Origin of the sequence: Bradyrhizobium sp. 191 (genome assembly GCF_023100985.1) — a bacterium.
GTDB classification, from domain to species: Bacteria; Pseudomonadota; Alphaproteobacteria; order Rhizobiales; family Xanthobacteraceae; genus Bradyrhizobium; species Bradyrhizobium diversitatis.
In genome coordinates this window covers 4,423,429-4,448,109 of sequence record NZ_CP064692.1, presented here as the reverse complement: position 1 = coordinate 4,448,109, position 24,681 = coordinate 4,423,429, and the positions used below count along the sequence as shown (strand labels likewise).

The following is a 24,681-nucleotide window of genomic DNA, read 5'->3' as shown; positions in this document are numbered from 1 at the left end:
CTACGCGCGCCCCGGGACGACAGCGGAGTGTTTAGCTCGCCCGCTGCTTCTCATACGCCTTCAGATGCGTGTACGCGATACGCAGCTTCGGCACCGGCACCTTGGCGGCGTCGGCGCGCGCGATGAGGTCGCCGATGACGTGATCGGCCTCGACCGGCAGGCCTGCCTTGATGTCGCGGAACATCGAGGCGGTCATCGGCGAGCCTCCGGCGGTGAGGTTGCCCCTCACTCGTTCGAAGAAAGGGCCACCCGGCGGATAACCCGACGCGGCCGCGACCGCACTGGTCTCGTCCAGCATGCCGAGCAGGAAGTCCCGGCCGCCCGGAGCCGCCAGGATGTCACCGACCGAGGCGCGCATCAGGCTGGTGGATGCCGCGAGCGAGGAGAGGAACACCCACTTCTCCCACATGTCCTGCATGATGTTCTGGCTGGCGGTGGCGCCAGTGATGCCGCTCTTGAAGGCTTCGTCGATCGCCTTGACCCGGTCAGACATCTTGCCGTCGCGCTCGCCGTAATTGATCGACTGCATCGGCTGGAGCTGCACCACCTCGCGCTTCTCGTTCAAGGTCGCCGCGATGGCGCAGAGGCCGCCGAGCACCCGCTCGTTGCCGAACCTGGCATCCAGCGTGTCGAGATGCTTCATGCCATTGAGCATCGGAATGATCGCGGTGTTCGGTCCGACTGCCGCGGCAAACGACTTGATGGCGTCGTCGAGGTCGAACGCCTTGCAGCTCAGGAGCACGACGTCGAACTTGTCCCTGAGCGCGCCCGCCTGCACGGTCGGCGGATTCTTCAAGGTCACGTCGCCATTCGGGCTCTTGATGACGAGGCCGGCGCTTGCGAGCTCGCCAGCGCGCCGTGGCCTGACCAGGAAGGTGACGTCGCGGCCGGCTTGCAATAGCCTGCCACCAAAATAGCCGCCAATGGCGCCGGCGCCGACCACGAGGATGCGCATGAGAGACTCCGTTATTGTTGTTCTTCAGAAAGAGGCGAATGGCGAATAGGGAGTAGCGAATAGAATAGCAAATTACGAAACGCGAGTAACGTTTCCACTACCCGCCATTCGCCTCTCACTGCTCGCCTTTCCCGAGCACCATCTCCTCGACCTCGCGCAGCTGCTCCTTGCCGAAGAACATCTCGTTGCCGACGAAGAAGGTCGGCGAACCGAAGGCGCCGCGGGCGACCGCCTCCTCGGTGTTCTTGATCAGCCTGGCCTTGACCTCGGGTTCCTGGCTGCGGGCAAACAGCCTTTGCGCGTCGAGGCCGGAGGACGCCAGCGCCTTCGCCGCGATTTCGGGATCGTCCATCTTCTTCGGCTCGCGCCACATGTGGTGGAAGGCGGCCTCGACATATTTCTCGAACACGCCCTCGAGCTGCGCCGCGATTGCCGCGCGCATCAGGTTCAGCGTGTTGACGGGGAAATGCGGATTCCAGACATAGGGCTGGACATGGAAGCGCTTGATGAAGCGCTCAGTCTCGACCGCGTGGAATTCGCGCTTGTTCTTGATGCCGGCCAGGGTCTCCGCCGGCGACTTGTTGTTGGTCGACTTGAAGATGCCGCCGAGCAGGATCGGCACATAGTCGAACTTGACGCCGATCCGCTGCTCGATCGCCGGAATCGCCAGATGGCTGAGATAGGCGTTGGGGCTGCCGAAGTCGAACAGGAATTGCGGTGCGGTGCGGGTCAAACTCATTCTCCCTGACGTCGCTTTTCGTCATTGTGGCGCAGGCCGCGCCACAGGTCCACCGTTTAATGACGGTCATAATACTTAAGGTCCCGTCAGATCAGACGCTGGATCGCCCGCCTGCGCCACACCAGGAGGTAATAGCCCATCTGCAAAATGAACATGGCGCAGAACACGATCGGATAGGCCGCCCAGACACCCGCGAGGCCGATCGTGCGGCTCAGGATCACCGCGGCCGGCAGTTCGATCGCGACAATCGCGAAGATCGACAGCAGCATCGGTGTGAACGCGACGCCGGCCGCACGCATCGCGCCTGAAAACACCGTGGCGAGGCCGAACGGCACCGAGCTCCACAAGGCGATGTACAGCAGTCCTTTCGCCAGATCGAGCACGGTGCCATCGGTGATGAAGATGCCGAGCACCGCGCGCGGCGCGAGATAGATCAGCGCCACCAGCCCGCCGGTCAGGACGATATTGAACATGAGGCCGGTGCGGACGATGCTGTCGAGCCGCGTCCTGTCGCCGCCGCCGACAGCCTGGGCGCCGAGGATCGAGACCGCGATCGAAATCGACATCGCCGTGAACTGCGTGTAGCCCATCACCTGGTTGACCGCGCCGTAGGCGGCCGTGGCGTCGGACCCGTAGCCGTTGACGAGGCCGAGCAGCACCAGCTCGGCGATCGCCATCGCCACCATGCCGATGGCACTCGGCAGTCCGATGCCGAGCACCTTTCCGAGCACGGCGCCGTTCAGCCGCAGGTGACGCAGCAACGCAGCGTCGGGTGCGAGCGCGTGCTTCTTCCGCAGCAGATAGGCCGCCAGCACGATCAGCGTCGTCGCATTGGCGATCGCAGCTGCCCATGCCGGACTGGCGATGCCCGCCGCCGGCAATCCGGACCCGCCGCGGATCAGCAATGGCGTTAGGACCAGGCCGATCGCAGTCGACAACGCCAGCGCCAGCAGCGGCGTCAGCGCGTCGCCGACGCCGCGGATCATTGCGGCCATCAGCAGGAAGACGAAGCCGAGCGGCATCGTCAGCAGCATGATTCTCGCATAGGCGCTGGCCTCATCGAGAATGTCCACGGGCGTGGCGAGCGCCATCATCAATTGACGGCTGAAGCGCCCGCCAACCAGTGCAACCGAAATCGACAGCAGCAGGCCGACTGCGAGTGTCGTGCCCGCGATGATCTTGATCCGGCCGTGCTCGCCCGCGCCGAAGGCCTGGCCGATCAACACGGTGGCGCCGGTGCTCAACCCCATGACGAAGGCGAACAGGAAGAACATCACCGGGAAGAACACCGAAACCGCGGCGAGCGCGTCCACCCCGATCATCTGGCCGAGATAGACATTGCTGACGGTGCCGAACAGCGATTGCAGCGCGTTGCTCAGCATCAAGGGTGCGAGGAAGCGGAGGAATGTAGTCCAGAGCGGTTTTGGGGCGGACATGGATCGGCCTTTCATCAGGACGTGCGAAGCCGTTGCCGCGCAATGCGCGGCCCGGCCGTCGATGGGGTTGTGAGAAGAGCGCCGCGCTTTAAGCGCGGTCGCTGTAGGCGAGCTTGACGATGTGGTCGCGAATATCCGTCGGCCAGTCGGCGATCAGTCCGGTGAAGCGCCGCCGGTCATCTGCGAACAGCGCGCGCGAGGCCTCCTCGAACTGCGGCAGATCGCCGACCATGGTCGACATGAAGTGATAGGCCGCATCGCGCGCCTGGCGCTCGCGGTCCTTGGCGCCGCTGGCGCGCCTGGCGTCGTCGACGAGCTTGCGCAACGCGACCGAGGCGCCGCCCGGCTGCGCGCCGAGCCACTCCCAGTGCCGCGGCAACAACGTCACCTCGCGCGCGACCACGCCGAGCTTGGGCCGGCCGCGGCCTCGCGGCTCTGCGGGTGTCTCGGCCGTCTCGGCTGACGGCGGTGCCAGCTTGTCCAGCCGCGCCAGCACCTCGCGATCCTCGCCGCGCAGGTCGAAGTCGATCGACCGGCCCGTCCCGTCGTCGAAGATGACGACCGGCTGGTCCAGCGGCTGCGTTGTCCGCTTGACGGCGAGCGCGACCTCGCCGGCCGTGCCGGAGGCCAGCCTGCGCTGGCCGACGAACGCTGTGTAAGTCCCTTGCATTGGAATCATTGCCATATTGATCGTGTTGGCAGTTTAATACCCGGGTAAATTACTCGCGTCAATATACCCGGGTGAAAATATCCACACCGGCGCCTCGACAATGTGTTCCCGGGCTGGCACGAACGCTCGGTCGACCGACCACGCCTAGCCCTGAGGACCCCCGATGCTGACCGTTCACCACCTCAACAATTCCCGCTCGCAGCGCGTGCTGTGGCTGCTCGAGGAGTTGGGCGTGCCCTACGAGATCGTGCGCTATCAGCGCCAGCCGGACATGCGCGCGCCGAAGGAGCTGCACGCCATCCATCCGCTCGGCAAGTCGCCCGTGATCACCGACAACGGCAACACCATCGCCGAGTCGGGTGCCATCATCGAATACCTCATCGCGACCTACGGCAACGGCCGGCTGATCCCGCCGCAGAATACGCCGGAGCGGCTGCTGTACACCTATTGGCTGCACTATGCGGAAGGCTCCGCGATGCAGCCGCTGCTGCTCAAGCTGCTGTTCACGCTGATGCCGAAGCGCGCGCCGGCACTGCTGCGCCCGCTGGTGCGCAAGGTGTGCAACCAGGCGCTGACCGCGCTGGTCAATCCGCAGCTCAAGCAGCACATGGACTATTGGGAAGGCGAGCTTGGCAAGAGCGAATGGTTCGCCGGCAGCGAGTTCACCGCGGCCGACATCCAGATGAGCTTTCCGCTCGAAGCAGCCCAGGCGCGCGGCGGGCTCGAGCAGGGCCATCCCAGGGCGATGGCGTTCCTTGAGCGCATCCACGCCCGGCCGGCCTATGCGCGCGCGCTGGAAAAGGGCGGGCCGTATCAGGTCGGGCGGTAGTTTCTTCACCGTCATTCCGGGGCGCCCGAAGGGCGAACGCGGAATCTCGAGATTGTGGCGCGAGATCCCGGGTTCGATGCTTGCGCATCGCCCGGGATGACAATCGAATATCAATCGGCGTACAGCACGCGCCCGCGCGTCTCCGGCAGCGCGAAGGCGGCGATGAAGAACACCGCGTAAGCCGCCACCGCGAAGATCGCGATCGCATTCGCGAGCGACGTCGTCGCCGACAGCGCGCCGACCAGGAATGGAAACAGCGCGCCGATGCCGCGGCCGAAATTGTAGCAGAAGCCCTGGCCCGAGCCGCGCAGCCGCGTCGGATAGAGTTCGGTCAGGAACGCGCCGATCCCGGAAAAATAGCCCGAGGCGAAGAAGCCGAGCGGGAAACCGAGTATCCAGAGGATCTCGTTGGTCAGCGGCAGCTGTGTGTAGAGAAGCACCACCGCCATGGCTCCGAGCGAGAAGATCAGGAACAGATTGCGCCGCCCGATCCGGTCGGCGAGCCACGCGCCCACGAGATAGCCGATGAAGGAGCCGATGATCAGCGTCGCGAGATAGCCGGTCGATCCGACGATCGACAGGTGCCGCTCCTTGGTCAGGAATTGCGGCACCCAGAAGGTGACGGCGTAGTAGCCGCCCTGGCAGCCTGTCGCCATCAGCGACGCAAGCACCGTGGTCTTCACGATTGGGAAGGTGAAGATCTCCCAGAGCTTCGGATGACTGCCCGTTTCCGCGTGCCTGGCGCGTGCCTCGGCTGCGATCGCCGGCTCGGTGACGGAGCGGCGGATGTAGAACACCAGAAGTGCCGGCAGCGCTCCGATCACGAACATCCAGCGCCAGGCCGTCTCCGGGGGCAGGGCCGAGAACAGGATCGCCTGCGACAGCACCGCGAGGCCCCAGCCGACCGCCCAGCCCGACTGGACCGAGCCCACCGCGCGCCCTCGATACTGAGGCCGGATCGCCTCACCCATCAGCACGGCGCCCGCCGCCCATTCGCCGCCGAAGCCGAGACCGAGCACGGCACGTGCGATCAGGAGCTGGTCGAAATTCTGCACGACGGCGCAGACCAGCGAGAAGAACGAGAACCAGATGATGGTGATCTGGAGCGTCCTGACACGCCCGATATGATCGGAGAGATAGCCGCCGAGCCAGCCGCCGATGGCGGAGGCGAGCAGCGTCACCGTGCCGGCAAGGCCGGCCGAGGCGGCATCGACCTTCCACAGGGCGATGATGGTGCCGATCACCAGCGGGTAGATCATGAAGTCCATGCCGTCGAGCGCCCAGCCCGCAGCGCAGGCCCAGAACGTCCGCCGCTCCGGCGCGTTCATGTCACGATAGAAGGCGAGCAGGCTGGTGTCCTCGATCGCGGCGCGTTCGATGCGCTGACTCGGATCGGCAGTGGTCATGTGCGTTTCCCTGGCAATTTGCTTTGGCCGGGGCGGTGGTAACACGCACGCCGGCCTGCGCAAGCCGGTGCGCGCTGCCGTGCCATGCAGAGAGCGGGCTACTGCCCCGCCGCTTCCGCACCGCGCGTTCGCAGATCGGCCGCGCCAAGCAATCCGTTCGGCGTCACGAGAATCGAATTCGCCGATGTCTGCCCCATCGGCTCGACGATGAGGTGGCCCTTGGCCTTCAGTGCGAGCAGCACGTCGTCGGGAAAGCCGCGTTCGACGCGCACCTCATCCGGTAGCCATTGGTGATGCAGCCGCGGCGTTGCGACCGCGGCCGCAACATCCATCCTGTAGTCGAGCACGTTCACGATCACCTGGAGCACGGTCGAGATGATGCGGCTGCCGCCGGGCGAGCCCGTCACCAGCACCGGCTTGCCGTCTTTCAGCACGATGGTCGGTGACATCGACGAGAGCGGCCGTTTGCCGGGGCCTGGCAGGTTTGCCTCGAAGCCGACGAGGCCATAGGCATTGGAAGCGCCGACTGCCGCGGTGAAATCGTCGAGCTCGTTGTTGAGCAGCACGCCGGTGCCGTCGGCGACGAGGCCGACGCCATAGCTGAAGTTCAGCGTATAAGTGTTGCTGACGGCGTTGCCGCGAGCGTCGACGACGGAAAAATGCGTGGTGTTGCTGCCCTCACGCGGCGCGGCAGAAGCGGACACGAGCTCCTTCGACGGCGTGGCGCGTTCGGCAGAAATGCCCGCGCGCAGCTTGGCGGCGTAGTCCTTCGCGATCAGCGTCTCGATCGGTGCGTTGACGAAGGCGGGATCGCCGAGATAGCGCGCGCGATCGGCATAGGCGCGCTTCATGGCTTCGATCAGCAGATGCAGCGATGCCGGCGATCCCTGCTTCAGATCGGCAAGCTGAAAGCCTTCGAGGATGTTGAGTGTTTCCAGCAGTACCACGCCGCCGGACGAAGGCAGCGGCATCGACACGATGTCGTAGCCGCGATAGGTGCCGCGCACCGGCGCGCGGATGACCGGCTGATAGGCCTTGAGGTCGGCCGGCGTCATGATCCCGCCGGCGTCGGTCACGGCCTTGGCCAGTTTCTCGGCGACCTCCCCCTCGTAGAAGCCGCGCGGGCCCTGTGCGGCGACGGCCGACAGCGTTTCGGCGAGATCACCCTGCACCAGCCCGTCGCCTTCGCCCAGCGGCGTGCCGTCAGGCCGCGAGAAGATCTTGGCCGAGGAGGGCCAGCGCGCCAGCCGCGGGTGCCAGCTCGGCAACGTATCGGCGGTGTCGTCGCCGACGATGAAGCCATCGCGTGCGAGCGCGATGGCGGGCGCGAGCAGTTGCGCCAGCGTGAACCGGCCGGAGCCGTATTTGTCCAATGCCAGCGCGAGGCCCGCGACCGTGCCGGGAACGCCGACGCCGAGCGCGGAATCCCGTGACTTCGTCGTGTCAGGCTTGCCATCTGCGCCGAGGAATATCTGTGGCGTTGTCGCAGCCGGCGCGGTCTCGCGATAGTCGATCGTGATGTCTTCGTTGCGATCGGCGGAATGGATCACCATGAAGCCGCCGCCGCCGATATTGCCGGCGCGTGGATAGGTGACGGCCATCGCAAAGCCGGTCGCGACCGCAGCGTCGACCGCATTGCCGCCGCGCCGCAGGATGTCGGCGCCGACCTGCGCAGACAACCTCTCCTGCGCCACCACCATGCCGTGCTCGGCGACGACGGCGCGCACCGCATCGCGCGCGGGCGGCATATAGCCCCGCCGCGCATCCTGCGCGGTTGCAGGCGCGAGACTGAACGCCAAAGTGGCTATGAAGGCGAAGAATGTCCGTCGAGTCGGATATGATGGCATCATCAAAACGTCTGCTGCGGCCTCGGGCCAGTTCACACACCTCGCTGCAATGCTATACGGTTTGCTCCAAGAGGGACAAAACTGTTCGTGATGAGGACCGCGGGATGACGACGATTGCCCCCGATGTGCGGATGGCCGCCGCGCAGCGGACCTATCCGCCGCGCGCCGCCGTCGTCGGCTGGATTTTCTTCGATTGGGCCGCGCAGCCCTATTTCACGCTGATCACGACCTTCGTGTTCGCCCCCTATTTCGCCACCAGCGTTGCGCCAAATCCTGCCACCGGCCAGTCGCTGTGGGGTTTTGCGATGGCCGCCGCGGGCCTTGCAATCGCGCTGCTGTCACCGGTGCTGGGGGCCATCGCCGACGCGGCTGGCCGCAGGAAACCATGGATTGCAGGATTCGGCGCGGTGCTGGTGGTGGCATCCTGCACGCTGTGGATCGGCAAGCCCGGCGATTATGCCATCATTCCGTTGCTGCTCACCGCGGTCGCGCTCGCCAGCGTCGGTGCGGAGTTCGCCACCCTCTTCAACAATGCGATGATGCCGACCCTGGTGCCGCCGGAGCGCATTGGCCGGCTCTCCGGCACCGGCTGGGCTACCGGCTACGTCGGCGGCATCGTCAGCCTGATCATCGTGCTCGGTTTCCTCGCCGCCAATCCCGAGACCGGTCGCACGTTGCTCGGCTTCACGCCATTGTTCGGGCTCGATCCCGCGACCCATCAGGGCGACCGCGCTGCCGGGCCGTTGACCGGGCTATGGTTCATCATCTTCGTGATGCCGATGTTCCTGTTCACGCCGGATTATCCGGCGAAGCGCCCGTTGCGCGAGGCGCTGCGCGAAGGACTGTCCGAGCTGAAGCGATCGATCAACGGCCTGCCCAAGCAGAAGTCGCTCGCGGCATTCCTGCTCGCCAACATGATCTACACCGATGGTCTGGTGTCGCTGTTCGCGTTTGGCGGCATCTATGCCGCCGGTACGTTCGGCTGGCACACGATCCAGATCGGCACCTTCGGCATCATGCTCGCGATCGCCGGCGCGTTCGGTGCATGGCTCGGCGGCAAGCTCGACGATCGTCTCGGGCCGAAGCGCGTCATCGCCGGAAGTCTGCTGGTCCTGCTGCTGTCGGTGGCCGCGATCCTTCTGGTCGACAAGGACCGTGTCCTGTTCGTCAAGGTCGAGCCGCCACAAGCAGGCGCTCCCCTGTTCTGGAGCGCGGCGGAGCGCGCCTATCTCGTGCTGGGCTGCCTGATCGGTGCAGCCGGCGGCCCGCTCCAGGCCGCCTCCCGCACATTGCTGATCCGCCTCGCACCGAAGGATCGCATCGCGCAGTATTTCGGCCTGTTCGCATTGACCGGGAAGGTGACATCCTTCATCGGCCCGCTCTTGATCGGCATGATCACCGCCGTGACCGCAAGCCAGAAGGCCGGCATGGCCGTGCTGGTGGTGTTCTTCGTTGCAGGACTGGGGCTGTTGATGCGGGTGCGGAAGTAGCATCCCCACCGTCATTCCGGGGCATCACGGAGCGATGAACCCGGAATCCCGAAATTGTCGCGCGAGATTCTCAGGTGCGCACTTGCGCACCAGAGTTCGCGCTACGCGCGCCCCGGAATGACAGCAAGCTCAATGCCTGAAGTGCCGTGTTCCCGTGAACACCATGGCGATGCCGTGCTCGTCGGCGGCCTTGATCACCTCGTCGTCGCGCATCGAGCCGCCGGGCTGCACCACGGCGGTGGCGCCGGCCTCGATGCAGGCGAGCATGCCGTCGGCGAACGGGAAGAACGCATCTGACGCCACCACCGAGCCCTTGGTGAGCGGCTCGGCGAGCTTCAGCTCGGCTGCGGCATCCTGCGCCTTGCGCGCGGCAATGCGGGCTGAATCCACCCGGCTCATCTGGCCCGCGCCGATGCCGACGGTGGCGAGATCCCTGGCGTAGATGATGGTGTTGGACTTGACGTGCTTGGCCACGCGGAACGCGAACTTGAGATCGCGCATCTCGGCATCGGTTGGCGCCCGCCTGGTCACGACCTTGAAGGTCATGTCGTCGACCACGGCGTTGTCGCGGCTCTGCACGAGCAGACCGCCGGCCACCGTCTTGGCGGTGAGGCCCGGCGCGCGCGGATCGGGCAGGCTGCCCGCGAGCAGCAGGCGGAGGTTCTTCTTGCCGCCGATGATGGCGATCGCCTCCTCGCTGGCGTCGGGCGCGATGATGACCTCGGTGAAGATCTTGGTGATCTCGCGGGCGGTGTCGGCATCGAGCGGACGGTTCATCGCAATGATGCCGCCGAACGCCGAGGTGGAATCGCAGGCCAGCGCCTTGCGATAAGCGTCGACGAGGCTGGAGCCTTCCGCGACGCCGCAGGGATTGGCGTGCTTGACGATAACGCAGGCCGCGGTGCGCCCGGCGTCGAACTCGCCGATGCATTCATAGGCCGCATCGGTGTCGTTGATGTTGTTGTAGGAGAGTTCCTTGCCCTGGAGCTGCCGTGCCGTGGAGACGCCCGGACGCTTGTCCGGCGTCGCGTAGAACGCCGCGGTCTGATGCGGGTTCTCGCCATAGCGCAGCGACTGGATCAGCCGGCCGCCGAAAGCGCGGAAGTCGGGCGCGTCGATCTCGAGCTGACGGTTGAACCAGTTCGAGATCGCGGCATCATACGCCGCGGTGCGGGCATAGGCCTTCGCGGCAAGGCGCCGGCGCAGCTTCAGCGTGGTCGCGCCCTTGTTGGCGGCCAGTTCGTCGAGCACGGCCTGATAGTCCTGCGCCTCGACCACGACGGCGACGTCGTCATGGTTCTTTGCGGCGGCGCGGATCATCGCGGGGCCGCCGATGTCGATGTTCTCGATGCAGTCTTCGAAGCCCGCGCCCTTCTCGACGGTCGCTTCGAACGGATAGAGATTCACAACGAGGAGATCGATCGGCGCGATGCCGTGCGCCTTCAACGCCTCCGCATGCTCCTTGTTGTCGCGGATCGCGAGCAGGCCGCCATGCACCTTCGGATGCAGCGTCTTGACGCGGCCGTCCATCATCTCGGGGAAGCCGGTCAGCTCGGACACGTCCCTCACCTCGAGGCCGGCGGCGGCGATGGCCTTGGCGGTGCCGCCGGTCGAGACCAGCTCGACATCGTGCGCGGCAAGCGCCTTTGCGAATTCGATCAGGCCGGTCTTGTCGGAGACGGAAAGGAGAGCGCGGGTGACGCGGCGGGGATGGTCAGTCATGAGCAAGATCCTCTGTCTAAACGAGTGTCTATGCCCAGGCGCGCGGCTTCTATGTCCCGCGCTTCCCGATGGTGCTCCATCCAAGGTCGCCAGTCGCGCGAGCGAGGGCTCGATAGCAGCTTTCGCCTGTTTTCACAACGAGGAGATACGCCGAATTCAAGCGTTCACAGCGGAAGTTCCGGCTCGCGGCGAGCGTTGCGGCGGGCATTGGTGACGGCCGGCGATGCGGTGGAGCGGACAAAGCTCCAGCGGATCGAGGACGCCTGCCGCGCGTCCTGACGGATCACGATCTGGGCGGTGCGGCGCGGGCCGTCATTGCCGGCCAGGAACACGCTGTCCTCGAGGTCGACCTTGTCGTCGAGCGCCTCGAAGGTCCAGACGTCGCGGTTCGGCAGCACCAGCATGACGCCGCGGGCATCCGAAAGCCGGCTCGCCTTCACCGCCGGATGCAGATGGAAGCGCAGCGCGAAATCGGCATCCGCGCCCTTGAAGCGTCGGCCCTGCGGCGGCGAGAGCGTGTCCTCGCCGTCGATGCGTGCGCCGTCGTTGGCGATCATCAGCACGCGACGATGGATTGCCCCGAACTTGGCGAGGTAGCCGTCATGCGATGTCGTGAGCAGCGTGCCGTTCTGCACGATCTCGCGATAGCTCTCGACCTCGACGGGACCGCTGGTGATGGGCGCGCCGTGCAGGAGCCGCTTCATCGCCGACATCTCGACGAACTGGCATGACGAGGTCTCGTGATAGGTCAGCGTCGAATGCGCCGCCGTGCTGCGTGCGAACGGTCGCCAATTGTCGCGGCCTGTGGTCGGCATGCCGCAATTGGTGACGATGCGGCTGATGCCGGACGACAGTTCGAACGACAGGCAGCCGGCGTGGGCGTCGTGGCTGACGCCGGCCGGCGGCGGCGGGCCGGTGTCGATGATCAGCGTGGTCTGGCCGGCATCGAGGCGCTGGTAGCCGGTATGCGGCATGTTCGCCATCGGCACGCCGTGGGTGTCGTCATAGGCGAGCAGCGTGGCGAGCAGGTCCGAAGAGGTCGCGCTCATGCCGTTGAACAGGGCGAAATTGCCGTCGCCGTGCCGGAAGAAGCGCAGCATCGGCATCATGCGGTCGATCGCGTTGAGCAGCGCCGGCGGCGGCGCGATGTTGCGCGCGGCAAAGGTCTGCCGCAATGGCAGCAGGTCGATCAGGAGTTCGATCAGCGCGCCCGGGTTGCGGGAGATGTGTCCACCGTCGGGCAGGATCTGCCGCTGCAGTTCGTCCGACAGCTTCTTCGAGGCGCTGCGGATGTGACGCGCCTGGTTGGCGAGACACAGGGCCGCGTAGCACAGCGCGATCAGCACCTGGAGCTTCGGCACCCCGTCCGGAATGTCGACCATGGCGTAGCGCAGGAAGCGGATCTCACGGGCCAAGGCGCGCAGATAACGGCGATAGAACTTGTTGTCGGTCTCGCCCAGCACCAGCGGCGCCTGCGACAGCAGCGAGATCACGCGCCTGGCCAGCACGTCGGCGCGGCGCGCGACGGGACGGCGCTTGTTGGCGGGGTTGGCGATCCAGTCCTCGATGAGCGCGCGCGCATTCGCTCGCGTCAGCGCGGTGTCGGCGGCGCGCAAATGGCGCAACCAGCCGAAGCCGAGCAGCGCAACTTCCCAATCCTCCGACGGCGGCTCGAGATCGAAGATCGAGCGGCCGTGGCAATTGACTATCTTGCCGGCGAAGACGAACCGGCCGGCATAGATTTCGGCGGCGCGGGTCGCATCCGCAGTGCGCAGGTCGTGCGGTGCGATGATCAGCCGGTCGGTGCGGCCGGGCCAGACCCGCGACAGCGCAACGGAACCGCCGCTCGCGCGCGCGAGCATGTTCCGCGCGAAGCGGTTCATGACCAGCGTCGAGATATGTCTGCGTTGAGCGACCGACACGCCTTGCCTTGAAGGGGGAGAGGACGACGAATCCTTATTAATCCCAAAATCGGACGGCTGACACCACCTTGAACGGCGCGAATCAGCGTCGTGATGGCAAAATCCAGTGCAAAATCAGGATTTAACGAGCCGGGCCGCGAAAAATCCGTCGAGGCCGCCGAGCTTGGGATCGGCGTTCGGCAGATGGCAGGGCAAGGTGCGAAGGTCGCCGTCCCGGCTGAGGATTTCGTCGAGACCTGCGACCTCCGAGGCGTCGATCGGAACACGGCGAAGCGCAGGCTCGGCGGCGAGCAGCGCCGCCACGGCCTGTTCACCTTCCTCGGGTTCCAGCGAACAGGTGCAATAGACCAGTGTCCCGCCGGGCTTGAGCAGCGACACCGATTTTCGCAGCAGCCGCTGCTGCAGCGTCGCCAGCGCGGCGATGTCGGATTCCTGCCGCAGCCATGCCACGTCGGGATGACGGCGGATCGTGCCGGTCGAGGTACAGGGCGCGTCGATCAGAATACCGTCGAAGGCCTCGGCCGGGCCGGCCCATTCAACGGCGTCAGCGACGACAGTCTCCGCCTGGAGCGACAGTCGCGCCAGGTTTTCGCGCAATCGCGCCACTCGCGCGGGCGAGCGGTCGATGGCCGTGACACGCGCGCCTGATAGCGCCAGCTGCGCGGTCTTGCCACCGGGGGCGGCGCAGAGATCGGCAATGGACTTGCCCTTGACGTCGCCGAACAGCCGGACGGGCAAGGCGGCAGCGGCGTCCTGCACCCACCATTGTCCTTCGGCGAAGCCGGGCAGCATGGTCACCGAACCGTGCAGCAGCATCCGCACCGTTCCCGTCGGCAGTGTCTCGCCATGCAGGCGGCTCGCCCATTGCGCGGGATCGGACTTCACCGTCAGATCGAGCGAGGGCTCGTGGCCGAGCGCCAGCGCCATGTCGCGTGCGGTCGCCTCGCCATATTGCGCGCTCCAGCGTGCAAACAGCCACGGCGGCAGGTCCAGCGATTGTGTCGCGACCTCCTCGATCAGCCCCTTGCCCTCGCGCGCGCAGCGGCGCAGCACGGCGTTGACGAGGCCGGCATAGCGCGCAGCGCGGCGGTCGGATTGCACGAGGCGAACGGAGAGGTCGACCGCGGCGTGATCCGGCACGTCCATCCAGAGGATCTGCGCCGCGCCGATCAGGAGTGCGCTCTGCGCGCGGGGCGCATCGGAGGGAATGCCCTTGTCGAGCAGGCGGGACAGCACATGGCCTAGCGTGCCGAGCCGGCGCAGCACCGTGGCGACGAGGCGGCGCATCAGCGCGCGGTCGCGGTCGGCCAGCGTTTTCAGTCCGGGGTGGGCGCCGCTGCCGTCGAGCTGGTCGTCGAGCGTGCGGTGCTTGTGCAGCACGCCGTCGACGATGTCGGCGGCAATCCGCCGTGCCGCAAGACCGGGCACTTCGGATGGAGGGACGAAACGTTGAGATGGCATGCGGAAGCAAGGTTCTGAGCGAGCGGCAGTTCCGCCGCAATGGCGCATGCCTCGAGAGACTGATCTCTGGCACGCGAATATGCCAAATGTAAGAATGGACCCTCGCGATTGCAGCCCGCAATGACCATTTCAGCAATGCGTTATTGGACCTCGCACTTCCCGTGACCCTGCGTTAGGAACCCGCCGAGATGAGTGATCAGCCCTCCCGTCCCGATCGCAAGCCGCTGTCGCCGGCCGCCCAGCGGGCGTTGGCCGAAGCCGAGGCACGCCGGCAGGCTGCGGCGGCCGCGCGTGATGAAGCTGCGCCGAAGGAGTTGCAGGGGCCAAAGGGTCCGGAGCCAACCCGCTACGGCGATTGGGAGCGCAACGGCATCGCTTCGGACTTTTGAGACGCCGCTTTACGCGCGCTCCTCATGAGCCATCTTGCCGGCTCAGCCGACTCAGCCCTAGCGTGCGCGGATGTCGCGCTTCGATCCCAGCCGTCCCTACCGGACTTCATACAGCGGCTCGCCGTTCGGCCGTCGTTTCTCCGGACTGTTGCCGTGGATGTTCGTGGTCGGCGTTGTGACGGCCGTCGTGCTCGGCTTCCGCCAGGGAACGATCTGGCCCATTCCGCATGTGGATGACGAACGGTCGCGCGATGCCGAAATCATCCTGCAGCAGTCCGGCGCGGCGGGCGCTCGTCAACCGGTCGAGGTCATTCGCACCGTCGACGGCGACACGTTTCTGGCGCGCGTGCACCAGCACAACGGCGGCGATCTCGTCGCACGTGTTCGGCTGCGCGGCATCGATGCGCCCGAACTGAAGGCGTCCTGCCAGGAAGAGCTGAACAAGGCCGAAGCTGCTGCCCGCGCGTTGCGCGACCTGCTCGGTCAGGGGGGCGTGACGATCGCCAATCTCGGCCCCGACAAATACGGCCGCGTTCTCGCCGACGTCGCCACCCGGAAGACTGCGAGCGTTGCGGCGGCAATGCTCGCCGGCGGCTTTGTGCGCAGTTACAATGGCGGCCATCGCGACGGCTGGTGCGCGCGGGGCTGGCGCTTGTGGTGACGTGAAAGCCGCGTCGCAACACGCAGCTTTCATCTCGACTGATTCAGGCGATCAGCGCGTCACCACCACCGTCGTGCCGACGGAGACGCGACCGTAGAGATCGGTGATGTCGTCGTTGAGCATGCGGATGCAGCCATAGGAGACGAAGCCGCCGATCGAGCCCGGCACGTTGGTGCCGTGGATGGCGTATTCGCCGCCGGCCAGCGTCATCGCCGCGACGCCCATCGGGTTGCGTGGCGAGCCGCCGGGAATGACGTCGGGGATATTAGGCTTGTCGCGCTTCACCTCGGCGGGCGGCGCCCAGGCCGGGTTGAGATACTTGCCCTCGATCTTCGTCGTGCCGGCCCATTGCTTGCCGGCCTTGCCGACGCCGACCGGATAGCGCACGGCGTGGCCGTTATCGAGGATGAGATAGAGCCGCCGCTCGCTGGTCCTGACCACGATGGTGCCCGGCGAATAGTCGGCGAGGTGCGTGCCGACCAGCTCCGGCCGCGCCTCTGCCGCCGTCGATATCAAGAGCCCAACCCCGATGGTGGCAGCCAGCGCCGCCGCAATCCTCATCGACATCGATGCTTCCCCTTGCCCCAAATGGATTGTCCAAAAATTACGCAGAACCCGGCAATCGTCGCCGCGCCAAGCCCTCGTTAGCGCTCATTCTTAACCGCACCTGTTAACCGGATGGTTTCCACGCGCGGCCGCCGAGGGCCTGTCGGCAGCGCGAACAAAGGAAATGTTTGAAATAAAGTAAATGATCTGAAAACAACACCTTCCGGGAAAGATGCTGGTCGTCCGGGTGCGCGCGCTGACAAGAGCGTGAGGATGTGAACGGCCATTGGTTGCAAGGAGCGCGACACGCGCACTCGTGTCCCGGACAAGGCGCGGCGCGTAGCGCCGCGACGCAGAGCCGGGACCCATCTCTTTATTTGCGCGGAACGATGGGCCCCGGCTCTGCTGCGCATCGCCGAAGAAGCGCTGCGCTGCGTCCGGGGCACGAGAGCATCCTTACGCCGACTTCCGGTTCTGCCGGTTCTTGACGAGGTCGTCGACGACAGCGGGATCGGCCAGGGTCGAGGTGTCGCCCAGGCTGCTGGGCTCGTCCTCGGCGATCTTGCGCAGGATGCGGCGCATGATCTTGCCGGAGCGGGTCTTGGGCAGGCCCGGCGCGAACTGGATCTGGTCGGGCGAAGCGATCGGGCCGATCTCCTTGCGCACCCAGGTGACGAGCTCCTTGCGCAGATCCTCGGTCGGCTGGACGCCGGCCATCAGGGTGACATAGGCGTAGATGCCCTGGCCCTTGATGTCGTGCGGGAAGCCGACCACCGCCGCTTCCGAAACCTTCTCGTGCGCGACCAGTGCGCTCTCGACTTCCGCGGTGCCCATGCGATGGCCGGAGACGTTGATGACGTCGTCGACGCGGCCGGTGATCCAGTAATAGCCGTCGGCGTCGCGCCGGCAGCCGTCGCCGGTGAAGTACTTGCCCTTGTAGGTCGAGAAATAGGTCTGCTCGAAGCGGGCGTGATCGCCATAGACCGTGCGCATCTGGCCGGGCCAGGACCGCGTCAGGCAGAGATTGCCGGTGGTTTCGCCTTCCAGCACCTTGCCATCGGCATCGACGATCTCAGGCACCACGCCGAAGAACGGCTGCGTTGCCGAGCCCGGCTTGAGCTTGGTCGCGCCCGGCAGCGGCGTGATCAAGATGCCGCCGGTCTCGGTCTGCCACCAGGTGTCGACGATCGGGCAGCGGTCGTCGCCGACGACGCGGTGATACCACTCCCAGGCTTCGGGATTGATGGGTTCGCCGACCGAGCCGAGCAGGCGCAAGCTCGCGCGCGAGGTCTTCTTCACCGGCTCGTCGCCGCCCTGCATCAGCGCGCGGATCGCAGTCGGCGCGGTGTAGAAGATGTTGACCTTGTGCTTGTCGATGACGTTCCAGAACCTGGAATTGTCCGGGTAGTTCGGCACACCTTCGAACATCAGCGTGGTCGCCCCGTTCGCCAGCGGGCCGTAGAGGATGTAGCTGTGGCCGGTGACCCAGCCGACGTCGGCGGTGCACCAGTAGATGTCGCCATCGTGATAGTCGAAGACGTATTGATGCGTCATCGAGGCGAATACGAGATAGCCGCCCGTGGTGTGCAGCACGCCCTTGGGCTGGCCGGTCGAACCCGAGGTGTAGAGGATGAACAGCGGGTCCTCGGCATGCATGTGCTCGACCGGGCATTCCGTCGTCACCATTGCCGCCGCCTCGTGGTACCAGAGGTCGCGCGTCGGGTTCATGTCGACCTTGCCGCCGGTGCGCTTGACCACCACGACCCAGTCGACGCCGTCGGCCTTGGCGAGCGCCGCGTCGACATTGGCCTTCAGCGGCACCTTCTTGCCGCCGCGCAGGCCTTCGTCCGCGGTGATGATGACCTTGGACTGGCAGTCGTTGATGCGCTGGGCGAGGCTGTCCGGCGAGAAGCCCGCGAACACGACCGAGTGGATCGCGCCGATGCGTGCGCAGGCGAGCATCGCATAGGCGGCTTCCGGAATCATCGGCAGGTAGATGGTGACGCGGTCGCCCTTCTTGACGTTGCGGGTGCGCAGGATGTTGGCCATCCGGCAGACCTCGTCGTGCAGCTCCTGATAGGTGATGTGCCTGGACTGCGAAGGATCGTCGCCTTCCCAGATGATCGCGGTCTGGCTGGCGCGCGTGTGAAGATGCCGGTCGATGCAATTGTGGGCGACGTTGAGGACGCCGTCCTCGAACCATTTGATCGAGATGTTGCCGGGCGCGAACGAGACGTTCTCGATTTTCGTCGGCGCCTTCATCCAGTCGATGCGCTTGGCCTGCTCTGCCCAGAAGCCGTTCGGGTCCGAGATCGAGCGGGCGTACATCTCCTTGTACTTGGCCTGGTCGACCCAGGCGCGCTTCGCCCACTCCGCGGGGACGTCGTAGATCTTCTCGGACATGCTTCCCTCCACATGCGGCAGGCCGAACGCCAGCGACCGGCGAGCCGACTTGATCATTGACTGATTATGCGTCGGGCTAACCGGACCCGACAAGGAGCACAAGCTGGACCTTCGGCGGGCCACCGGCCATGCGAAGGATCAAGGCGACCCGCCGCGACTGTCGCAGATCTGAAACAGGCCCGCGGGCGGCTTTTGGGCCTCGGCCGGGAGGCTCGGGCCAGGCCATGCAGAGCTCTCATGCGTGAATGGAGGTATTTAGAGACCGCATCTCACTGATTCGGGACTCGCAATGCGGTTCGGAACACCCTAAATGGCCAACCCGGGTCCAAAGAGACCCCTCGGAACAAAAATCAGAACAGCGGCATTGATCGATAACAGGCAGGGCTAAGGCGTAACACTATGATGGATCAGCAGAATCCCGGGACGATGCGGCCCGCTTCAGCCGATCCTGCGGCCATTGCCCTGGCCAAAGCCCTCGGACAATGGCCCAAACCGGCCACTTTCAGGCGCGCCAGCCCGAAAAAGACCTTCGATACGGCGCCGGCGACGGTCGAGGCCCTCGCCAGGGAGCACGGCTTGCGGCTCGGCGACCAGAACGAGCTGACCATACGGCGCGTCAAGCGCGGCAAGAGCTACTCCTTCGTCCGTCCCAACGGCGCGCATATCCGTGACGCCCGCACCATCCGCCGGCTGCACGCGATGGCGGTGCCGCCGGCCTATCGCGAGGTGCGCTACTCCGCCGATCCCAACTCGCACCTCCAGGCCGTGGGCCGCGATGCCGCCGGCCGGCTGCAATATCGCTATCACGCCGATTGGGAGAAGGTCCGCGAGCACCGCAAGGCGCATCGCCTGGAGAAGCTCGTCGGTGCGCTGCCAAAAATCCGGCGCAAGGTCTCGGCGTTCCTGTCGGGCGACGAGCCGACGCGCGAGTTCGCGCTCTCGGCCGTGATCGAGCTGATCGCGCGCACCGCGATCCGTCCCGGCAACGAATCCTATGCCCGCCTCAATGGCACCCGCGGCGCCACCACGCTGCTGAAGTCCAACGTCACGCTGGAAGACGATTGTTTCGTGCTGACCTTCAAGGCCAAGGGCGGCAAGGCGGTGCGGAAGGAGTGCGACGCCGCCAAGCTGGTGCGCGCGATCGGCATCCTGCAGGGCGTCCCCGGCAAGCGCATGTTCCAGTATCGCGATGCCTATGGCATCGTGCGCGCGGTCAACACCACGCAGGTCAATGCGTTTCTGCGCGAGATCGCCGGTATCAAGATCTCGCTGAAGGATTTTCGCACGCTGATGGCGTCCGCCGTCGTCGTGGAATCGCTGTCGCGGATCACGCCGGCGACGAGCCAGCGCGGCCGCAAGAAGCAGGTGCTGGACGCAATCCGCGCCGCTGCGGACAAGCTCTCCAACACGCCGGCGATCTGCCGCAAGAGCTACGTCCACGACACCATCGTCACCGCCTTCGAGGACGGCATCCTCGAGCGCTTCGCCGCGACCATGAAGGGCCAGCGCTCCCAGGCGAGACGCGAGCAGCTGCTGGCGCAGGTGGTGGCCACCGCGGCGGTGTAACGACACTGCCGCAGGGTGGCATGGCGCAATTGCGCCTTTTGCCCGCCCTACAAGGCCTATGCCTTGTCCGAGACGCCCTCGTCCGGGCCGGGATCATTGCCGGCCGCTGCGATCGTGAGCCGTTTCAGATAATGCGCCCATCCCGTCGCGTGCGCGGCGGCCTGCGCCTCGGTCGGCAGCCCGCTATGGGTCATGCGCAGCAGCGTGCCACCATCGCGTTCGATCAGATCGATCTCGATCAGGCTCGAGCCCGGCGGCACTTCCTGGCCGCCATCCCAGCCGAACGTGTAGGCGAGACGATGCACCGGCACGACTTCGCGAAAGGCGCCGCGGGCGACGCCGCCCCGCGGGCCGACCCCCTTGAGCAGATAGAGCCCGCCGGGATGCGGCTCCGTGGCCGCCTCGGACCCCATCCAGCTCAAGATCTTCTCGGGGTCGGTCAGGTACGCGAAAACGGTGGCGCGCGGTGCCGCGATCTGGGTCTCGCGTCGCACGATGAACGGTTCGGTCATTGTCGATCATCCCTCGCTGACACTGGCACATGGCGGTGCCAAAGCGGCCCGTCAAGGATTGGCCGTGACAAACCCGGCCGGCCTTGGCCATGATCGAGCCATGCAGCTCACGCCGTCCCTCGCCTGGCTCGTCGATGCCGCCTCGGACTGCCCCGGGGCGGACCGTCTGCTTGCGGAACTCGGCGCTCGTCTCGTCGCCGACGGCGTGCCGCTCGCGGCGGGCGCTCTGACGCTGGAGGTGCCGCATCCGTTGATCGCGAAGCGGACCTGGCTGTGGCGTGCCGACAATGGCCAGGTGATCGAGGCGCTCGGCTTCGTGCCTGGCGGGCTGGCGCCGGACCCGCCGAGCGATGCCGGCCGCCGCTGGCTGCGCGACATCGCGCGCGGCGAGGCGCACGAAGACATCGTCGGCCGGCCCGATGGGCCGTTGCTCGGCTGGATCGGGCCGCGTCCGTTCAGGGCAGGCGAAATCGAGCAATTGCGCCAGGCTGCTCGTTTTGCGGCGACGCCTCTTGCCGTGCTTGCCGCGCGCGCCACGTTGCGCGCGACGCTGGATGCTTATCTCGGCAAGCGCAGCGCGGAGCGAGTGCTGGCGGCACCTCTGCGCCGCGATCTCGGCGAGACCATTCAGGCCGCACTGCTCTATGCGGATCTGCGCAACTTCACGGCCTTGTCGGAAACCACGCCGCCTGCCGATGTCATCGCGGTGCTCGACGCCTGGTTCGATCGCATTGCCGGCGCGGTTCACGCTTTTGGTGGCGAGGTGCTGAAATTCATCGGCGACGGCGTCCTCGCGATCTTTCCGGTGGTCGAGGCGTCACCGCGCCATGCGTGCGATGCCGCTCTGAGCGCCGCAGGCGCAGCCGAAGCCGGGATGGCGTACCTCAACAAGGAGCGCCGCGCGCAAGCGCTGCCGCCACTGTCGTTTGGCGTCGGGCTCCATCTCGGCGAGATGCTCTGGGGCAATATCGGCGCCGCCAACCGGCTCGATTTCACCGCGATCGGTCCCGCCGTCAATCTCGCCAGCCGGCTCGAGGGATTGTGCAAGCCGCTGGGCAGGACCGTGTTGGTGTCGGGCGCACTCGCTGCCGAGACGGATATGCCGCTGGTCGCGCTCGGATCGCATTCGCTGCGCGGCATTGCCACGCCTTGCGAGGTGTTCACGCTGCCGGAGCCGCAAGCGCCGATATCGCAGATGGGATAACTCCTAAACCCCGCCCATCTTGCAGACGAGCTTCCACTCCTCCGCCGTCACGGGTTGCACCGACAGGCGAGAATATTTCACCAGCGCCATGTCTGCGAGCTTCTTCTCGGCCTTGACCGTGGCCATCGTCACCGGTGTCTTCAAGGGCTTGTCGGCCTTGATGTCGACGCAGACGAACTTGCCGGTCTTGTCGGTTGGATCGGGATAGGCTTCCTTGATGATCTCGGCGATGCCGACGATCTCCTTGCCCTCGTTGGAATGATAGAAGAACGCCTTGTCGCCCTTCTTCATGTTCACGAGGTTCTGGCGCGCGGTGAAATTGCGCACGCCGGTCCAAGCCTCGCCCTTGGCGCCCTTCGCGACCTGCTGGTCCCAGGACCACACCGAGGGTTCGGATTTCACGAGCCAGTAGTTCATGACAGCGCGCCCTATCCATTCGTCATGGCCGGGCTTGTCCCGGCCATCCACGTCTTTGTCACCTTTTCAATATCAAGACGTGGATGCCCGCGACAAGCGCGAGCATGACGAGAAGACGTCATTCCTCTGCCTTGAAGGGGCGCGTCATCAGCCCCGAGATCGCGGCATCGATCGTGCTTCGGCCGCTCAGGATCGCCGCGACCGCTTCTGATACCGGCAACTCGATGTTTTGCGAAGCTGCGAGTTCGATCAGCACAGGTGCCGTGAACTCTCCCTCGGCGAGCTTGCCGGCGGGAGGCTGCTCGCCGCGCCCGAGCGCGAGGCCGAGCGCGAAGTTGCGCGATTGCGGGCTCGAGCAGGTCAGGATCAGATCGCCGAGGCCCGACAGGCCGGTGAGCGTCTCGCGGCGCGCGCCGAGCGCGCGGCCAAGGCGCGTCAGCTCGGCAAAGCCGCGGGTCGTGAGTGCAGCCTGGGCGGAGGCGCCGAGCTTGCGCCCGACCGCAATGCCGACTGCGATCGCCAGCACGTTCTTGGCCGCACCGCCGATCTCGACACCCCGGATGTCCGTGGAGTGATAGGGCCGGAACGTCGGCGAGCCCAGCGCCTGCACGAGCGCGCGCGCCAGCGCCTCATCGCTTGCCGCCAGGGTCACCGCCGTCGGCAGGCCGCGCGCGACGTCGTCGGCAAAGCTCGGGCCCGACAGGATCGCCGGCTGCGCGTGCGGCGCGGCCTCCGCGATCACGTCGGTCATGAATTTATGGGTGCCGTGCTCGATGCCCTTGGCGCAAGCGACGATCGGTACCGGCCTCGCCAGATGCGGTGCCAGCATGTTGACGGCGCCGCGCAGATGCTGCGCAGGCGTTGCGATCAGCAGCATGTCGGCGCGCGCGGCCAGCGCCAGCTCGCCCGTGACGACAATCTCCGAAGCAAGCCGCACGCCGGGCAGCCGCGGATTGTCGCGACTCAACGCAATCCGCGCGGCATGCTCCGCATTGCGAGCCCAGAGCGTGACGCTCCGCCCGGCTCGCGCTGCCACCGTTGCCAGCGCCGTGCCCCAGGCGCCCGCGCCGATCACCGCGACGGATTGCAACGCGGTCATCGCTCGATCCCTCCACCCCCTCGCCCCGCTTGCGGGGAGAGGGTCGGGGCGAGGGGGAGCCTCAGCGGGGACGGTGACAGAGAGACTCGCGGAGAGTCCCCCTCACCCGAATTCGATCTGCGATCGAATTCGACCTCTCCCCGCAAGCGGGGCGAGGTGAAGGGGAGCCCGTGGCAACGTCTGCTCATTCAGTATCCCGCCCGGGTGTTGCCGTAACCTGCCGGTGCCGTCGCGTTGGCGTCGAGCAGCCACCGTGCGCGCGGCTGCGCCTCCATCGTGTCGGTCAGGCCGAGCGCGAGGCGTTCGGCGCCGGCCCAGGCGATCATCGCGCCGTTGTCGGTGCAGAGTGCGGGCGGCGGCATGATCAGTTGCGTCCCGGCCTGCCTTGCAACGTCATGCAGAGCGCCGCGGATCGCTTGATTGGCGGCGACACCGCCGGCGGCCACGAGCGCGCGCGGCGCGCCGAACTGCTCGCGGAAAAGTTTCAAGCCGACGCTCAGCCGGTCGGCGGTCGAGTCGAGCACGGCGGCCTGAAAACTCGCGCAGAGATCGCTGATGTCCTGCGGCGTGAGCTCGGCCAGCCGGCTCGCTTCGGTGCGCACCGCCGTCTTCAATCCCGACAGCGAGAAATTGGCATCGGGACGTCCCTGCATCGGCCGCGGAAACGCAAAGCGGGTGGCATCGCCGCCTGCCGCTGCGCGCTCGACCTGCGGTCCGCCCGGATAGGGCAGTCCCAGCATCTTCGCGACCTTGTCGAAGGCCTCGCCGATCGCGTCGTCGACCGTGGTGCCGAGCCGTACATATTGGCCGACGCCGGTGACTGCGACGATCTGGGTGTGGCCGCCGGAGGCGAGGAACAGGCAATAGGGAAATTCGATTCCGTCGGTGAGGCGCGGCGTCAGCGCATGCGCTTCGAGATGGTTCACCGCGACCAGCGGCGTGTCGTGCACCATCGCGATCGCCTTCGCCGTGGTCAGCCCGACGATGACGCCGCCGATCAGGCCCGGCCCCGCGGCGGCCGCGACGCCGTTGAGCTGGGCAAAGCCGATGCCGGCCTCGCGCATGGCGCGGTCGATGATGCCGTCGAGCAGATCGACATGCGCGCGCGCGGCGATCTCCGGCACCACGCCGCCGAAGCGGGCATGTTCCTCGATCTGCGACCGCACGATGTTGGACAGGATCCTGCCGCTGCCGTCGCCCGCGCGCTCGATCACGGCCGCGGCGGTCTCGTCGCAGGTGGTTTCTATGCCCAGCACCAACATTGGCGAGTTGTTATCCAATTTGCGCCCTTGCGCTCATCCGTAAAGCAGCGTTCTGGTACGTCCGGTAGCATTCCAGGGTCGGCTTGCGCAATCGTCACGCGCAACCGTCCTGGTCAATGCGCCACCGCCACGTGGTTCGGGAACG

At 66.2% G+C, this 24,681-nt stretch carries 21 protein-coding genes and 1 riboswitch; of the genes, 6 read left to right on the top strand and 15 right to left on the bottom strand.

What is annotated here, in order from left to right:
• Positions 1-31: 31 nt before the first annotated feature.
• The 4 genes from panE to IVB23_RS20650 all read right to left on the bottom strand — a co-directional run bounded on the left by panE (position 32) and on the right by IVB23_RS20650 (position 3,800).
• Positions 32-955 (bottom strand): 2-dehydropantoate 2-reductase, encoded by a 924-nt coding sequence (gene panE / locus IVB23_RS20665; RefSeq protein WP_247799835.1) that lies wholly within the window; start codon positions 953-955, stop codon positions 32-34.
• Between the two features lie 115 nt (positions 956-1,070).
• Positions 1,071-1,688 (bottom strand): 2-hydroxychromene-2-carboxylate isomerase, encoded by a 618-nt coding sequence (locus IVB23_RS20660; protein WP_247799834.1) that lies wholly within the window; start codon positions 1,686-1,688, stop codon positions 1,071-1,073.
• 92 nt (positions 1,689-1,780) lie between these two features.
• Positions 1,781-3,130 carry an MATE family efflux transporter gene (locus tag IVB23_RS20655; protein ID WP_247799833.1) on the bottom strand — a complete coding sequence of 450 codons (1,350 nt, stop codon included), beginning with the start codon at positions 3,128-3,130 and terminating at the stop codon, positions 1,781-1,783.
• Positions 3,131-3,218: 88 nt separating this feature from the next.
• Positions 3,219-3,800: a DUF2239 family protein gene (locus IVB23_RS20650; protein WP_247799832.1), complete on the bottom strand. Its 582-nt coding sequence runs from the start codon at positions 3,798-3,800 to the stop codon at positions 3,219-3,221.
• A gap of 163 nt (positions 3,801-3,963) precedes the next feature.
• On the opposite strand from IVB23_RS20650, the gene IVB23_RS20645 reads away from it, so the two are divergent.
• Complete coding sequence (locus IVB23_RS20645) at positions 3,964-4,629, top strand: glutathione S-transferase (protein ID WP_247799831.1); 666 nt, start codon at positions 3,964-3,966, stop codon at positions 4,627-4,629.
• A 110-nt stretch (positions 4,630-4,739) separates the two neighbouring features.
• On the opposite strand, the gene IVB23_RS20640 is transcribed toward IVB23_RS20645, so the two are convergent.
• Positions 4,740-6,035 carry an MFS transporter gene (locus tag IVB23_RS20640; RefSeq protein ID WP_061880079.1) on the bottom strand — a complete coding sequence of 432 codons (1,296 nt, stop codon included), beginning with the start codon at positions 6,033-6,035 and terminating at the stop codon, positions 4,740-4,742.
• A gap of 98 nt (positions 6,036-6,133) precedes the next feature.
• Positions 6,134-7,885, bottom strand: a complete 1,752-nt coding sequence (gene ggt, locus IVB23_RS20635; protein WP_247799830.1) for a gamma-glutamyltransferase — start codon at positions 7,883-7,885, stop codon at positions 6,134-6,136.
• Positions 7,886-7,986: 101 nt separating this feature from the next.
• Between ggt and IVB23_RS20630 the strand changes: the two genes are divergently transcribed.
• Positions 7,987-9,372, top strand: a complete 1,386-nt coding sequence (locus tag IVB23_RS20630; RefSeq protein WP_197965048.1) for an MFS transporter — start codon at positions 7,987-7,989, stop codon at positions 9,370-9,372.
• Positions 9,373-9,501: 129 nt separating this feature from the next.
• Here IVB23_RS20630 and purH read toward each other — a convergent pair whose 3' ends face one another.
• From purH to IVB23_RS20615, 3 genes are all read right to left on the bottom strand, one after another.
• Entirely contained in the window at positions 9,502-11,094 is a 1,593-nt protein-coding gene (gene purH / locus IVB23_RS20625; RefSeq protein ID WP_247799829.1) for a bifunctional phosphoribosylaminoimidazolecarboxamide formyltransferase/IMP cyclohydrolase, read from the bottom strand.
• Between the two features lie 25 nt (positions 11,095-11,119).
• A riboswitch (ZMP/ZTP riboswitch) is annotated at positions 11,120-11,201 on the bottom strand.
• Between the two features lie 57 nt (positions 11,202-11,258).
• Positions 11,259-12,977, bottom strand: coding sequence for a heparinase II/III family protein (locus tag IVB23_RS20620; RefSeq protein WP_061880082.1), 1,719 nt, complete (start codon positions 12,975-12,977; stop codon positions 11,259-11,261).
• A 153-nt stretch (positions 12,978-13,130) separates the two neighbouring features.
• Positions 13,131-14,477, bottom strand: coding sequence for a transcription antitermination factor NusB (locus IVB23_RS20615; RefSeq protein WP_197965049.1), 1,347 nt, complete (start codon positions 14,475-14,477; stop codon positions 13,131-13,133).
• Positions 14,478-14,665: 188 nt separating this feature from the next.
• On the opposite strand from IVB23_RS20615, the gene IVB23_RS20610 reads away from it, so the two are divergent.
• A complete protein-coding gene (locus tag IVB23_RS20610; protein WP_061880084.1) occupies positions 14,666-14,866 on the top strand; it encodes a DUF1674 domain-containing protein in 201 nt (66 codons plus the stop codon).
• Positions 14,867-14,936: 70 nt separating this feature from the next.
• Positions 14,937-15,527 carry a thermonuclease family protein gene (locus IVB23_RS20605; RefSeq protein WP_197965050.1) on the top strand — a complete coding sequence of 197 codons (591 nt, stop codon included), beginning with the start codon at positions 14,937-14,939 and terminating at the stop codon, positions 15,525-15,527.
• A gap of 51 nt (positions 15,528-15,578) precedes the next feature.
• Here the strand turns inward: IVB23_RS20605 and IVB23_RS20600 are convergent, their stop codons facing one another.
• Both IVB23_RS20600 and acs read right to left on the bottom strand, forming a co-directional pair.
• Positions 15,579-16,094 carry a L,D-transpeptidase gene (locus IVB23_RS20600; RefSeq protein WP_197965051.1) on the bottom strand — a complete coding sequence of 172 codons (516 nt, stop codon included), beginning with the start codon at positions 16,092-16,094 and terminating at the stop codon, positions 15,579-15,581.
• Positions 16,095-16,529: 435 nt separating this feature from the next.
• A complete protein-coding gene (gene acs / locus IVB23_RS20595) occupies positions 16,530-18,476 on the bottom strand; it encodes an acetate--CoA ligase (protein WP_247799828.1) in 1,947 nt (648 codons plus the stop codon).
• 399 nt (positions 18,477-18,875) lie between these two features.
• Between acs and IVB23_RS20590 the strand changes: the two genes are divergently transcribed.
• Positions 18,876-20,042, top strand: a complete 1,167-nt coding sequence (locus tag IVB23_RS20590) for a DNA topoisomerase IB (protein WP_197965053.1) — start codon at positions 18,876-18,878, stop codon at positions 20,040-20,042.
• 56 nt (positions 20,043-20,098) lie between these two features.
• Here the strand turns inward: IVB23_RS20590 and IVB23_RS20585 are convergent, their stop codons facing one another.
• Positions 20,099-20,554 carry an SRPBCC family protein gene (locus tag IVB23_RS20585; protein ID WP_061880088.1) on the bottom strand — a complete coding sequence of 152 codons (456 nt, stop codon included), beginning with the start codon at positions 20,552-20,554 and terminating at the stop codon, positions 20,099-20,101.
• Between the two features lie 100 nt (positions 20,555-20,654).
• Between IVB23_RS20585 and IVB23_RS20580 the strand changes: the two genes are divergently transcribed.
• Positions 20,655-21,758: an adenylate/guanylate cyclase domain-containing protein gene (locus IVB23_RS20580; protein ID WP_247804940.1), complete on the top strand. Its 1,104-nt coding sequence runs from the start codon at positions 20,655-20,657 to the stop codon at positions 21,756-21,758.
• Positions 21,759-21,761: 3 nt separating this feature from the next.
• On the opposite strand, the gene IVB23_RS20575 is transcribed toward IVB23_RS20580, so the two are convergent.
• The 3 genes from IVB23_RS20575 to tsaD form a co-directional block, all read right to left on the bottom strand.
• Entirely contained in the window at positions 21,762-22,175 is a 414-nt protein-coding gene (locus IVB23_RS20575) for an EVE domain-containing protein (protein ID WP_061880282.1), read from the bottom strand.
• Between the two features lie 118 nt (positions 22,176-22,293).
• On the bottom strand, positions 22,294-23,274 hold the full coding sequence (locus tag IVB23_RS20570) for an NAD(P)H-dependent glycerol-3-phosphate dehydrogenase (protein ID WP_247799827.1): 981 nt from the start codon (positions 23,272-23,274) through the stop codon (positions 22,294-22,296).
• A gap of 188 nt (positions 23,275-23,462) precedes the next feature.
• Positions 23,463-24,536: a tRNA (adenosine(37)-N6)-threonylcarbamoyltransferase complex transferase subunit TsaD gene (gene tsaD, locus IVB23_RS20565; protein ID WP_247799826.1), complete on the bottom strand. Its 1,074-nt coding sequence runs from the start codon at positions 24,534-24,536 to the stop codon at positions 23,463-23,465.
• Positions 24,537-24,681: the final 145 nt, after the last annotated feature.